Here is a 12,034-nt window from a genome sequence, read left to right as displayed (position 1 = left end):
TTATTTAAGTCTTATTGGTTATCAAAAATAAAAATAACTTTGTTAAAAAGATAATAGAAACCGATGTTTAAATACGGAATAGATAAATTAACTGTAAATAAGGTAATTGCAATTGCAGAAGGTACTTTAAAAGCGGTGATTACGAGCGATGCAATTAAGGCAGTAAATGAATGCAGAAGAAAGGTAGAGGTAATGGCAAACTCTAATGTTGCTACTTATGGTATTAATACAGGTTTTGGTCCTTTATGTGATGTGCAAATTACGCCTGCAGAGACAAGTAAATTACAAGAAAACTTATTAATTACACATGCTGTTGGTGTAGGGAATCCTATTGATAAAAAATTATCTAAAATTATGATGATTTGTAAAGTGCATGCACTTTGTCAAGGTTTTTCGGGTGTACGATTAGAGTTAATAGAACGTATTATTTATTTTATAGAAAATGATTTATTGCCAATTGTGCCAGAACAAGGATCGGTTGGAGCATCGGGAGATCTAGCGCCGTTATCGCACTTGTTTTTACCATTGTTAGGTGAAGGAGAATTTTGGCAAGAAGGTGAAATCATTCCAGCAAAGGAAGTCTTGAAAAAGCACAATTTAGCACCGTTAACTTTAATGGCTAAAGAAGGTTTAGGATTAATTAACGGAACGCAATTTATTTTAGCCCATGCTATTTTAGGGTTGAATAAAATGGAGTATGTATTAGATTTAGCAGATGTTGCCGGAGCAATGACATTAGAAGGTTATTCAGGAAATGTGTCGCCATTTAAAGATGAGTTACATCAAATTCGTCCGTTTAAAGGGAATTTAAAAGTAGCAGAACGCATGCGTATGTTATTAAAAGATTCTGAAAATGCTGACGATAATAGTTTCCCAAGAGTGCAAGATCCATATTCAATACGGTGTATTCCACAGGTACATGGAGCGTCTAGAAACGCGTACGCGCATTTGTTTGAATTAGCCGAAATAGAAATGAATTCGGTTACCGATAACCCAATTGTATTAAGTGAAACAGAGGCAATATCTGGAGGTAATTTTCATGGTCAGCCATTAGCGATGGCATTAGATTATACCTCAATTGCAGCATCAGAGTTAGGAAATATAGCAGACAGGCGTTGTTATTTATTATTAGAAGGAAAACACGGTTTGCCAAGATTGTTAACAGCAGCAGGTGGTTTAAATTCAGGGTTTATGATTCCGCAATACACTACCGCAGCTTTGGTTACAGAAAATAAATCGTTATGTTTTCCGCCTTCGGCAGATAGCGTTCCAACTTCATTAGGACAAGAAGATCATGTTTCTATGGGAAGTATTTCAGGAAGGAAGTTCAATCAGATTTTAGGAAATATTGATAAAATTTTGGCAATTGAATTAATGTATGCTGCACAAGCGATGGATTTTAGAAGACCCAATACGTTTTCTTCAATAATAGAAGAAAACTTTAAAATAATTAGAAATAAAGTAGATAAATTAGAAGAAGATCGTGTACTTAAAGATGATATTAATGCATTGATAAGTATGGTTAAAAATCAAGAATTTACAGTTCGTTAAAAAAAGAAATTATGATGTCATTTAAAAAACAAATAAAACAAGGTATTCCAAGCGAGTTACCAGAAATGCCAGTTTATGATTCTTCAATAAACAGAGCGCCAAAACGTAAAGATATTTTAACGGTTGAAGAAAAAAAATTGGCATTAAGAAATGCTTTGCGATATTTTGATAAAAAACATCACGAAGTTTTATTACCTGAATTTGCTAAGGAATTAGAAGATTATGGTAGAATTTACATGTACCGTTTTCGTCCTACTTATAAAATGTATGCGAGAGATATTAAAGAGTATCCAGGGAAATGTACTCAGGCAAAAGCAATCATGTTAATGATTCAGAATAATTTAGATTATGCAGTAGCGCAACACCCACATGAACTGATTACGTATGGTGGTAATGGAGCTGTTTTTTCTAACTGGGCACAGTATTTATTAACCATGCAATATTTGTCTAAAATGACAGATAAACAAACGTTAACTATGTATTCAGGACATCCGATGGGATTATTTCCATCACATAAAGATGCGCCAAGGGTGGTGGTTACGAACGGAATGATGATTCCGAATTACTCGAAACCAGATGATTTAGAAAAATTCAATGCGTTAGGCGTTTCTCAATATGGGCAAATGACTGCTGGTAGTTACATGTATATTGGCCCACAAGGAATTGTACACGGAACAACAATAACCGTTTTAAACGGATTTAGAAAAATAAATAAAGAGCCAAAAGGAAACTTATTTGTTACTGCAGGTTTAGGTGGAATGAGTGGAGCACAACCAAAAGCTGGTAACATTGCTGGTTGCATTACGGTTTGTGCTGAGGTAAATCCAAAAATTACGCAATTACGCTTAGATCAAGGTTGGATTGATGAAAAAATTACTGATTTAGACACATTAGTTGCTAGAGTAAAATTGGCAAAAGAAAGTCAAGAAACAGTATCAATCGCCTATTTAGGTAATATTGTTGATGTTTGGGAAAAGTTTGATGAAGCAAATGTTCATGTAGATTTAGGTTCAGATCAAACATCATTACATAATCCTTGGGCAGGAGGTTATTATCCAGCAGAGATTTCATTTGATGATGCCAATGAAATGATGGCAAATGAGCCTGAGTTGTTTAAAGAAAAAGTGCAAGAAACATTACGTCGTCATGCAAAAGCGATTAATAAACATACAGCTAAGGGAACTTATTTCTTTGATTACGGAAACGCTTTTTTACTAGAAGCAAGTAGAGCAGGAGCAGATGTAATGGCAGAAAATCCAACAATTGGAAGAGAGTTTAAATATCCATCTTATGTACAAGATATTATGGGACCAATGTGTTTCGATTATGGCTTTGGTCCTTTTCGTTGGGTTTGTGCCTCTGGGAAATCGGAAGATTTAGCAAAAACGGATGCAATTGCATGTAAAGTTTTAGAAACGATAAAAAAGAATTCACCAGAAGAGATTCAGCAACAAATGGCTGATAATATTCAGTGGATTAAAGGAGCGCAAAAGAATAAATTAGTAGTGGGTTCGCAAGCACGTATTTTATATGCTGATGCTGAAGGACGCACAAAAATTGCCGAAGCTTTTAACAAGGCTATTAAAAAAGGTAAAATAGGAAATGTAGTGTTAGGGCGTGATCATCATGATGTTTCTGGTACCGATTCACCTTATAGAGAAACCTCTAACATTTATGATGGTTCTCGTTATACGGCAGACATGGCCATACAAAACGTAATTGGCGATAGTTTTAGAGGTGCTACTTGGGTTTCTATTCATAATGGAGGTGGAGTAGGTTGGGGTGAAGTTATTAATGGAGGATTTGGCATGCTTCTTGATGGTTCTAAGAGTGCATCAAGGCGCTTAAAATCAATGCTTTTCTGGGATGTTAATAACGGAATAGCAAGGAGAAGTTGGGCTAGGAATGAAGAAGCTGTTTTTGCTATAAAACGAGCAATGAAAGCCGAAAATGACTTGCAGGTTACCCTTCCTAATTTAGTAGATGATGCATTATTAGATAATTTATAAATCCTAAGAAAATGAAGATATCAAAATTACTTTTTTTGCCAATCATCGCTTTAATTATTACGTCATGTAGTTCTGTTAAAGTAACAACAGATTATGATACGAAAGTAGATTTTAATCAATACAAAACTTTTGCTTTTTATAAAAAAGGAATCGATAAAGCCGCTATTTCAGACTTAGATAAAAAACGAATCATGCGTGCTGTTGAATCAGAATTAATGGCAAAAGGAATGACAAAATCAGCCACTCCAGATATTTTAGTGAGTCTGTTTACAAAGTCGCGTGAAAAAATCAATATAAACGATAATATGTACGGCGGATTTTATTATCCATATTATTACGGTATGAATCGTATGAGTGTTTCTCAGTATACAGAAGGAACCTTATTTGTTGATTTATTAGATGCGAAAAAGAAAGAGCTAGTTTGGCAAGGTGTTGGTACGGGAGCGTTAAAGACGAGTAATGTTGAAAAAAGAGAAGCTCGCGTTAAAGAATTTGTGAATGAAATAATGGCTAAATATCCGCCAGAAAAAGGAAGAAAATAAATAATTTTTCCATAAAAAATAAAGAGATACATTAAATCAACAGTTAATAAATGCTGATTTAATGTATCTTTTTTTGATATTTGTACTATGAGAAATGAAATTTTAAGGGCAACTCCTGATGAGTATTATATTAACGAAGACGGATATAGGGTTTTTAAAGAAACCTATCACTTAAGGCGAGGTTACTGTTGTAAAAGTGGTTGTAAACATTGCCCATATAGTTATGATAAAAAAACAGATAGCTTTCAATAAAAAATTTAAATAATGTGACAATTACAAATTAATTGTTTCTAAAAGATAGATTAAATCAAACAAACATGAAAAAAATTATAGCATTAGCATTTGTTGTTTTACTTACAGGATGCGCAGAATTACAGAAAGTTGTAAACCAATTACCACAAAGCGGCGCATTGTCACAGCAACAAATAGGAAACGGTTTACGCCAGGCATTAGATAACGGAATCGAAAATCAGGTTTCTAAACTAACAGCAAAAGATGGTTTTTATAGAAACAAACTAGTAAAAATTCTTTTACCAAAAGAATTACAAGCGGTAGATAAAGGGTTGCGTAAGATTGGTTTAAGTAATTTAGCAGATGAAGGTTTAAAAGCAATTAACAGAACAGCAGAAGATGCCGTTAAAACAGCAACGCCAATTTTTGTAAACGCAGTTAAAGAAATAAGTTTTAATGATGCTAAAAACATCTTATTAGGTGAGCAAAATGCAGCAACAACTTATTTAAAAGGAAAAACAAATACAGCTTTATACAATCAATTTAATCCGGTCATTAAAAATTCTTTTGCAAAAGTAGGTGCAGATAAAATTTGGTCGAACTTAATTAATAAATACAATAGTATCCCTTTTGTTAAGAAAGTGAATCCAGATTTAACAGATTATGTTACAGGAGAAGCTTTAAAAGGTGTTTTTACGATGATAGCTGTCGAAGAAAAAGGTATTCGTGAAAAAGCAGGTTTGCGTAATACAGCTTTATTACGCCAAGTATTTGCATTGCAAGATTAGTAAGTTATTTATCTTAAAAAAATCTAGTAAAAAAAGCCTCACAAATTTGTGAGGCTTTTTTTTAGAACAGTAAAAATATTTTTTTTTAAAGTAGGTTGTTTTTATGTGGTTGTAATTCAAATATTTATGTATATTTATGAACAGCATAACCAAATTTAAAATGTCAAGAATTAATCAACTACAAACATATAGGAAGCACCTAGAAGAAAGGTATCGTAAATTGGTTGAAAGAGCGAATGATTATAAGTATGAAGACGAATGTAAAAGTGATCGATCGGCTTTTAAAGCAATGCAAGTGTTAGAGAAGTTAAATAGAGTTAAGTATTTAGATAAAGATTCATCAAGTTATATTGTGTAATTCTTTAAAATAATCAAAAGACTTTAATAATCTGCTGCCGTACCACGAAAACATTTCTCCGTCAACTAAAATAACTTTAGCGTTATTACAGTGCTTTTTTAGTTCTTCAATATGTTTTTCTTTAAACGGATATGGTTCCGATGAAAGGAATATTAAATCAGGTTCACCATTTTTAACAAGCTCCTGTAGATCTATTTCTGGGTAACGCTCCTTATTGGTGTAAATATTATGAAACTTATTTAGCTCTAAAAGGTGGTTGATAAAGGTATTATTTCCTGCAACCATCCAAGGTTTTCTCCAAATAAAATAAGCTACTTTTTTAGCTGTTTTAGTTTTGGTGAATAATTGAAAATCATTCAATTTATTGTCTAATTCTTTCGTTATTATATTTGCTTGAGTTTCACAAGAAAGAATTTCTCCGTATTGAAGTATAAGTTCTTTTGAATCATCAAGTGTAAAAATATCTGAAACATGTGTTGGTGCAATTTTCTCACAAGCTTCTACGATTTCTTTGGTGTTCTCTTCTTTATTACAAAGAATAATATCAGGCTTTAAGGCCTTAATTTTATTAATATTTATGGTTTTTGTGCCACCAACAACTGTTTTGTTTTTTCTTAAAGAAGCTGGGTGAATACAAAATTTTGTAACACCCACTATAAATTCATCTAAGCCTAAATCAACCAATAATTCAGTTTGACTAGGAACTAAAGAAATTATTCTTTTTGGAGTTTCTGGCAATTCAAAAACTCTATTTATTTGGTCTTTGAACTCCATATTTTTAGTTTAAGATAGCACTCATTTGTAACTGTAATTCTGCTGCTTTTTTAGCAGCTTCACTTGCAAATTTTTCGTTGTTAGATGCGTAAATAATTCCGCGAGATGAGTTTATTAACAAGCCAATATTTTTGCTCATTCCGTATTTACAAACATCCTGTAGATTTCCGCCTTGTGCGCCAACACCAGGAACTAGTAAAAAACTATCAGGAACAATTTTTCTAATTTCTTTAAAGTATTCGGCTTTGGTGGCACCCACAACATACATTAAGTTTTCTGAGTTTTTCCAGTTTTTTGATACCTTTAAAACTTCTTTATATAATTCATTATTATTAACGCTTAGCGTCTGAAAATCGAATGCGCCTTGGTTAGATGTTAGTGCCAACATAATGGTATGTTTATCTTTAAAAGCTAAAAAAGGCTCTACAGAATCTTTTCCCATATAAGGAGCCACTGTAACTGAATCGAATGCTAAATCTTCAAAAAAAGCTTTTGCATACATCGTTGAGGTATTGCCAATATCACCACGTTTTGCATCCGCAATGGTAAAAATTTCAGGGTGCTTTTTGTTTAAGTATTTTATTGTTTTTTCTAAAGATTTCCAACCTTTAATTCCGTAAGCTTCATAAAAAGCAGTGTTCGGTTTATAGGCAACGCACAAATGATGAGTTGCATCAATAATTGCTTTGTTAAATGCAAAAATAGGATCTTCTTCTTTTAATAAATGTGGTGGTATTTTGGTTAAATCGACATCTAGACCGATGCATAAAAACGATTTTTTTCTTTTAATTTCGTTAACTAATTGTTGTGTAGTCATGTGTTGTTGTAAAAGTTACACAAAAGTACACTTTTTTAACACTTTCTTTTATCTTTGTTATATATGTTTCAATATATAATTAATAAAATTTTCTACGGATTCTTAACTTTATTTGGAGTCGTTACAGTTATTTTCTTTTTGTTTAATGTGTTGCCAGGTGATCCGGCAAGAATGATGTTAGACCAGCGAGAAGATACTGAACAGCTACAGAATATACGACAAAAGTATGGTTTTGATAAACCGGTATTTACACAGTATTTGTATTATTTAAACGATGTTTCGCCGTTGTCGTTACATAGCAGTAACACTGACGATTATACTTTTTTATCCGAAGGGAAATATACTGCTCAAAAATTATTTACGATAGGTAAAGTGAATCTGGTGATTAAATATCCGTACTTAAGACAATCATTTCAAAAAAACGGAAAGAATGTATCCGAAGTAATTGCAGAAACATTACCAAATACCGCAGTTTTAGCAATTTTTGCAATTGTAATAGCGTTGCTGTTAGGAATCGTTTTAGGAATTTTATCAGCCTTATATAAAGATACTTTTTTCGACAGAATTATAGCAGTAATAAGTACATTAGGTATGAGTGTGCCGTCTTTTTTCTCGGCAATTTTATTTGCTTGGTTTTTCGGATTTGTATTGCATGAATACACGGGTTTAGAAATGACAGGTAGTTTGTATGAAGTTGATGATTTCGGAGAAAGAATGCGTATTCAGTGGAAAAACTTGTTGTTGCCAGCAATTGTATTAGGTATTCGTCCGTTAGCGGTAGTAATACAATTAATGCGTAACTCGTTGTTAGAAACGATGAATCAAGATTATATAAGAACCGCCAAAGCAAAAGGATTAACCATGTATCAGGTAATTCGTAAACACGCGTTAAAAAATTCGTTAAATCCAGTAGTAACTGCAATTTCTGGTTGGTTTGCATCGATGTTAGCAGGAGCCGTTTTTGTGGAGTATATTTTTAACTGGAATGGCTTAGGTAAAGAAATAGTAAACTCGCTAAACACGTTAGATTTACCTGTAATTATGGGAAGTGTGTTAGTCGTGGCAACATTATTTATTTTGATAAATATATTGGTTGATGTTATTTACAGTTGGTTAGATCCGCGAATTAAATTAAACTAAAATGAGAATATTTTTATTTTTGATAGCACTTTTAACGCTCAATAGTTGTGCTGTTTTTCAGCCTAAGTCTTTTAATAAAGAAGCTTTAGATGAAAAATTGGTAACAACAGAAAGAGATTCTATTACATTAAGAACAGTTTTGACAAACAATAAAGGAGCGAAACAATTTGTGCAAATTTTTGCAACGTATTGTCCGGTAAGTCAAGATAGTTTTGATAATGTTGCTGCGTTGCAAAAAGAAAATCCATCAATTAAATATGTTTTTTTGTCAGTAGATCATTCTTATTTCGACTGGAAAAGAGGACTTGAAAATTTGAGTATAAAAGGTCAGCATTATTACATTCCGAAGAAGGGAAAAGGGAAGTTAGGAGCTTTTTTAAACTTAAAAACAATTCCGAGGTTTATGATTATTGATGAAAAAGGAGATATTAAACTTTTTAAATCATCAAAAGTGTCTAATAAAATTAAAAATAAGATTAAATAGTATGAAAAAAAGTATCGTATTCGTTTTTATAACAATGCTGTTAGTAAGTTGTTCTGTTGAAAACCCTACGGAGTTTTCTGAAAAAGCACTAAATGATGTTTTTACTTCTATAAATAACGAAGAAGTAAAGTTTAAAGAAATTTTAGAAAAAAATAAAGGTAAAAAAATAGTGATTGATGTTTGGGCTTCTTGGTGTAAAGATTGCCTTGAAAATTTACCAGATGTTAAAAAACAGCAAGAAGAAAATAGTGAAGTTGCTTATTTATACCTGTCGTTAGATAGAGATTTAGATTCTTGGAAAGAAGGAGTTAAAAGGTTGAAGTTAAAAGGGCAACATTATTTTATGAAATCTGGTTGGGAAGGTAGTTTCGGGAAGTTTTTGGCGCTAAGTTGGATTCCTCGTTATTTAGTGATTGACGAAGAAGGAAAAATAGCAGTTTTTAACAAAACAAAGATCACGGATAGTGTAATTATTAAGGAATTAAAAAAATAACGTATTTTTAGCTGTTAAATTTCACCAAAATTTTAAATAAAATTATGAAAAAAATTATTTATGTATTCGTTTTTGCTTTACTTGCATCATGTAATGGGAAGAAACCAGCTGCTTTTTCACAAGATGTTTTAAATGAGAAGTTTTTAACCTTAGATGAGGAATCAATCACGTTTAAAGAGATTTTAGCAAAACATAAAGGAAAAAAAATAATGTTCGAGCTTTGCGCGTCATGGTGTGCTGAGTGTATTTCTGGAATACCAGATATTAAAAAATTAAAAGCAGAAAATCCAGATGTTGTTTTTGTATTCTTATCAATAGATAAAACAGTCGAGCAATGGAAAAAAGGAAAAGAACGATTTTTTAATATAGAAGGTGATCATTACTTTTTACCAGCAGCGCTTAAAGGCGGTTATGCAAAAGGTTTAGGGATAAAAGATGTACCAAGTTATATGGTTGTAAATGAAAAAGGAATTACAGCTTTGGGGCATGTAGCAGAATCTATCGATCCGAGGATGAAAGCGGCATTAAGTAAATAATAAAAACATAAATTATATAGTAATTTTGAGAAAAAAAATAGTTGCAGGTAACTGGAAAATGAATAATAACCTTGATGAAACTAAAACGTTAATCAAGCAGATAAAAAAAGGAGTAAAAAAGCAAATAGGTGATGATACGCGAGTAATCATTGCACCTAGTTTTGTGAATTTGAATACCGCAATTAAAAGAACTAAAAAATCTGAAATTGAAGTAGCAGCACAAAACATGCATCAATCTAAAAATGGTGCTTATACAGGAGAAGTTTCTGCAGATATGTTAACTTCTTTAGGATTAAATTTAGTGATTCTTGGTCATTCTGAACGCAGAGAGTATTTTGGAGAAACAAATGAGCTTCTTGCTGAAAAAGTAACCACAGCGTTAGAAAATAATTTAGAAACAATTTTTTGTTTTGGAGAGGTTTTAGAAGATCGAAAATCAGAAAATCACTTTAAAGTTGTTGATAATCAGTTAAAAGAAGGATTGTTTCATTTAAAAAAACGCGATTTTTCTAAAATCATATTAGCTTATGAACCAGTTTGGGCAATAGGAACTGGAGAAACAGCATCGCCAGAGCAAGTACAAGAAATGCACGCTTTTATAAGAACAACTATAGCGAATGACTATGGAGGTGAAGTGGCTGAAAAAATTTCAATTTTATATGGTGGTAGTGTAAAGCCAGCAAATGCAAAAGAAATTTTTTCTAAACCAGATGTTGACGGAGGATTAATTGGAGGAGCAGCTTTAAAAGCTGATGATTTTGTAGCTATAATTAAATCAATTTAATGGATAATATTTATATAGAGTATATTTTTGAAGTATCACCTAAAGAACCAGCAACAGAAATTTTAATAGCTGAATTAGGTGAAGTTGGTTTTGAAAGTTTTGTAGAGAATGAAAACGGAGTTACCGCATACATTCAGAAAAACGATTGGAAAGAAAATTTATTAGAAAACGTTTTTATTTTGAAATCAGACGCATTTTCAATCAATTTTAAACACAACGAAATCGCACAAACAAATTGGAATGCCGAGTGGGAGAAAAATTTTAATCAAATTCAGGTTGACGACTTGGTAAGCATTAGAGCACCATTTCATGAAAACCCTAATTTAAAGTACGATATCGTTATAGAGCCAAAAATGAGTTTTGGTACAGGTCATCATGAAACAACACATATGATGGTACAACATTTAATTAATTTAGATGTAACCAACAAAAAAGTGTTAGATATGGGCTGTGGAACCGGAATTTTAGCAATTTTTGCTGAAATGAAAGGTGCTAATCCAATAGATGCTATAGACATTGATGCTTGGTGTTACGAGAATTCGTTAGAGAATGTTCAGAGAAACGGATGTGAAAATATTACCGTTTATGAAGGAGATTCTTCTCTCTTAACAAATAAAAAGTACGACATTATTATTGCAAATATTAATCGTAATATTTTGCTGAGTGATATGGAAATATATGCAAGTTGCTTAAATAAAAACGGCGTTTTATTGTTAAGTGGATTCTATAAAGAAGATATTTCTATTATAGATGCCGAGGTTTCTAAGCACGGTTTAACATTAAATAAAACAATTAACAGAAATAATTGGGTAGCTTTGCAGTATCAAAAATAGCGTAGATGAGTACAATAGAAAAAATACAAGAAGAGCTAGATGTCTTAATTCAGGAAACAAAAAAGCACGAAATTATTTTACATAATGATGATGTAAATACTTTCGATCATGTAATTGATAGTTTAGTAGATGTATGTGATCATACTTTAGAACAAGCAGAACAATGCTCTTTTTTAGTTCATTACAAAGGTAAATGTGCCGTAAAAACAGGCGAATATAAAGAGCTAGAGGCTATGTGTTCTAAATTATTACAATTAGGTTTATCTGTAGAGATCGTTTAGTATGGAAAATGTTTTTAGATACTATGAATTTTCTGATTTTATAAAAGACGAATCGGAAGCTTTTTCAGGAAATGAAATATGTTTTACGATATTAAATGAAGAACATTTTTTGATTTTCGAAAAAAATAAAGAAACCTATAACTTATATGTTTCTAAGTATAAATCAAAAAAAGAAGTTGGTTTAAAACCACCTGAAATATTAGAATTATTGATAAGTGATTACGATAAATCATTGCCTGAACATCGAATAATTTTAAGAAAATATGTAGATTAAAAAACCTCAAAAAAAACTTTTTTGAGGTTTTTTTGTTTTTGATGTGACTTTTAAAAAAAAGAGGTGTCTTAATTAATAACAGTATGTATAAAACAACTTTAATACGCTATAAGTATGGTGTTGAATTACATAAATTAAG

Annotated in this window: 16 protein-coding genes; 14 read left to right on the top strand and 2 right to left on the bottom strand. The window is 31.7% G+C overall.

The genetic code is table 11. From position 1 onward, the window contains the following. Nucleotides 1-63: 63 nt before the first annotated feature. The 6 genes from hutH to RRF68_RS06280 all read left to right on the top strand — a co-directional run bounded on the left by hutH (nucleotide 64) and on the right by RRF68_RS06280 (nucleotide 5,479). Nucleotides 64-1,551 (top strand): histidine ammonia-lyase, encoded by a 1,488-nt coding sequence (gene hutH / locus RRF68_RS06305; protein ID WP_275316432.1) that lies wholly within the window; start codon nucleotides 64-66, stop codon nucleotides 1,549-1,551. A gap of 14 nt (nucleotides 1,552-1,565) precedes the next feature. Further along, nucleotides 1,566-3,560, top strand: coding sequence for a urocanate hydratase (locus tag RRF68_RS06300; protein ID WP_315945364.1), 1,995 nt, complete (start codon nucleotides 1,566-1,568; stop codon nucleotides 3,558-3,560). An 11-nt stretch (nucleotides 3,561-3,571) separates the two neighbouring features. Next, complete coding sequence (locus RRF68_RS06295; RefSeq protein WP_218771287.1) at nucleotides 3,572-4,102, top strand: DUF4136 domain-containing protein; 531 nt, start codon at nucleotides 3,572-3,574, stop codon at nucleotides 4,100-4,102. Between the two features lie 87 nt (nucleotides 4,103-4,189). Continuing rightward, entirely contained in the window at nucleotides 4,190-4,354 is a 165-nt protein-coding gene (locus tag RRF68_RS06290; protein ID WP_218771286.1) for a DUF5522 domain-containing protein, read from the top strand. Nucleotides 4,355-4,419: 65 nt separating this feature from the next. Then, the gene (locus RRF68_RS06285) at nucleotides 4,420-5,121 is read left to right on the top strand and encodes a DUF4197 domain-containing protein (protein ID WP_315945340.1); all 702 of its coding nucleotides are present in this window, start codon (nucleotides 4,420-4,422) and stop codon (nucleotides 5,119-5,121) included. A gap of 160 nt (nucleotides 5,122-5,281) precedes the next feature. Next, nucleotides 5,282-5,479 carry a Lacal_2735 family protein gene (locus RRF68_RS06280; RefSeq protein ID WP_275316430.1) on the top strand — a complete coding sequence of 66 codons (198 nt, stop codon included), beginning with the start codon at nucleotides 5,282-5,284 and terminating at the stop codon, nucleotides 5,477-5,479. On the opposite strand, the gene RRF68_RS06275 is transcribed toward RRF68_RS06280, so the two are convergent. Further along, nucleotides 5,462-6,253 carry a helical backbone metal receptor gene (locus tag RRF68_RS06275; protein ID WP_315945339.1) on the bottom strand — a complete coding sequence of 264 codons (792 nt, stop codon included), beginning with the start codon at nucleotides 6,251-6,253 and terminating at the stop codon, nucleotides 5,462-5,464. The two genes, RRF68_RS06280 and RRF68_RS06275, sit on opposite strands and share 18 nt — an antisense overlap. A gap of 4 nt (nucleotides 6,254-6,257) precedes the next feature. Beyond that, nucleotides 6,258-7,070 (bottom strand): orotidine-5'-phosphate decarboxylase, encoded by an 813-nt coding sequence (pyrF, locus tag RRF68_RS06270; protein WP_218771282.1) that lies wholly within the window; start codon nucleotides 7,068-7,070, stop codon nucleotides 6,258-6,260. A 63-nt stretch (nucleotides 7,071-7,133) separates the two neighbouring features. Between pyrF and RRF68_RS06265 the strand changes: the two genes are divergently transcribed. From RRF68_RS06265 to RRF68_RS06230, 8 genes are read left to right on the top strand one after another with little or no spacing between them, the layout of a single operon-like run. Further along, nucleotides 7,134-8,210: an ABC transporter permease gene (locus RRF68_RS06265; RefSeq protein ID WP_315945338.1), complete on the top strand. Its 1,077-nt coding sequence runs from the start codon at nucleotides 7,134-7,136 to the stop codon at nucleotides 8,208-8,210. Between the two features lies 1 nt (nucleotide 8,211). Then, nucleotides 8,212-8,694 (top strand): TlpA family protein disulfide reductase, encoded by a 483-nt coding sequence (locus RRF68_RS06260; RefSeq protein ID WP_315945337.1) that lies wholly within the window; start codon nucleotides 8,212-8,214, stop codon nucleotides 8,692-8,694. Between the two features lies 1 nt (nucleotide 8,695). Then, nucleotides 8,696-9,187, top strand: coding sequence for a TlpA family protein disulfide reductase (locus RRF68_RS06255; protein ID WP_315945336.1), 492 nt, complete (start codon nucleotides 8,696-8,698; stop codon nucleotides 9,185-9,187). A 44-nt stretch (nucleotides 9,188-9,231) separates the two neighbouring features. Then, nucleotides 9,232-9,723 (top strand): TlpA family protein disulfide reductase, encoded by a 492-nt coding sequence (locus RRF68_RS06250; protein WP_315945335.1) that lies wholly within the window; start codon nucleotides 9,232-9,234, stop codon nucleotides 9,721-9,723. A gap of 25 nt (nucleotides 9,724-9,748) precedes the next feature. Then, on the top strand, nucleotides 9,749-10,507 hold the full coding sequence (tpiA, locus tag RRF68_RS06245; protein ID WP_315945334.1) for a triose-phosphate isomerase: 759 nt from the start codon (nucleotides 9,749-9,751) through the stop codon (nucleotides 10,505-10,507). Then, nucleotides 10,507-11,340, top strand: a complete 834-nt coding sequence (prmA, locus tag RRF68_RS06240; RefSeq protein ID WP_315945333.1) for a 50S ribosomal protein L11 methyltransferase — start codon at nucleotides 10,507-10,509, stop codon at nucleotides 11,338-11,340. The genes tpiA and prmA overlap by 1 nt, the downstream gene beginning before the upstream one ends. A gap of 5 nt (nucleotides 11,341-11,345) precedes the next feature. Beyond that, nucleotides 11,346-11,621 (top strand): ATP-dependent Clp protease adaptor ClpS, encoded by a 276-nt coding sequence (locus RRF68_RS06235; protein WP_218771276.1) that lies wholly within the window; start codon nucleotides 11,346-11,348, stop codon nucleotides 11,619-11,621. A 1-nt stretch (nucleotide 11,622) separates the two neighbouring features. Beyond that, nucleotides 11,623-11,895: a hypothetical protein gene (locus RRF68_RS06230; protein WP_315945332.1), complete on the top strand. Its 273-nt coding sequence runs from the start codon at nucleotides 11,623-11,625 to the stop codon at nucleotides 11,893-11,895. Nucleotides 11,896-12,034: the final 139 nt, after the last annotated feature.

The organism is Tenacibaculum sp. HL-MS23, assembly GCF_032463465.1.
Lineage (GTDB): Bacteria > Bacteroidota > Bacteroidia > Flavobacteriales > Flavobacteriaceae > Polaribacter > Polaribacter bernardetii.
This window is presented reverse-complemented; position numbering and strand designations above follow the sequence as displayed.

Bases quoted from the DNA above. Each gene is read 5' to 3' on its own strand.
- RRF68_RS06255 (WP_315945336.1), top strand. From the start codon at position 8,696: ATGAAAAAAAGTATCGTATTCGTTTTTATAACAATGCTGTTAGTAAGT.
- hutH (WP_275316432.1), top strand. From the start codon at position 64: ATGTTTAAATACGGAATAGATAAATTAACTGTAAATAAGGTAATTGCA.
- RRF68_RS06275 (WP_315945339.1), bottom strand. From the start codon at position 6,253: ATGGAGTTCAAAGACCAAATAAATAGAGTTTTTGAATTGCCAGAAACT.
- RRF68_RS06285 (WP_315945340.1), top strand. From the start codon at position 4,420: ATGAAAAAAATTATAGCATTAGCATTTGTTGTTTTACTTACAGGATGC.
- RRF68_RS06280 (WP_275316430.1), top strand. From the start codon at position 5,282: ATGTCAAGAATTAATCAACTACAAACATATAGGAAGCACCTAGAAGAA.
- prmA (WP_315945333.1), top strand. From the start codon at position 10,507: ATGGATAATATTTATATAGAGTATATTTTTGAAGTATCACCTAAAGAA.
- RRF68_RS06230 (WP_315945332.1), top strand. From the start codon at position 11,623: ATGGAAAATGTTTTTAGATACTATGAATTTTCTGATTTTATAAAAGAC.
- RRF68_RS06250 (WP_315945335.1), top strand. From the start codon at position 9,232: ATGAAAAAAATTATTTATGTATTCGTTTTTGCTTTACTTGCATCATGT.
- RRF68_RS06295 (WP_218771287.1), top strand. From the start codon at position 3,572: ATGAAGATATCAAAATTACTTTTTTTGCCAATCATCGCTTTAATTATT.
- RRF68_RS06235 (WP_218771276.1), top strand. From the start codon at position 11,346: ATGAGTACAATAGAAAAAATACAAGAAGAGCTAGATGTCTTAATTCAG.
- RRF68_RS06265 (WP_315945338.1), top strand. From the start codon at position 7,134: ATGTTTCAATATATAATTAATAAAATTTTCTACGGATTCTTAACTTTA.
- pyrF (WP_218771282.1), bottom strand. From the start codon at position 7,070: ATGACTACACAACAATTAGTTAACGAAATTAAAAGAAAAAAATCGTTT.
- RRF68_RS06300 (WP_315945364.1), top strand. From the start codon at position 1,566: ATGTCATTTAAAAAACAAATAAAACAAGGTATTCCAAGCGAGTTACCA.
- RRF68_RS06260 (WP_315945337.1), top strand. From the start codon at position 8,212: ATGAGAATATTTTTATTTTTGATAGCACTTTTAACGCTCAATAGTTGT.
- RRF68_RS06290 (WP_218771286.1), top strand. From the start codon at position 4,190: ATGAGAAATGAAATTTTAAGGGCAACTCCTGATGAGTATTATATTAAC.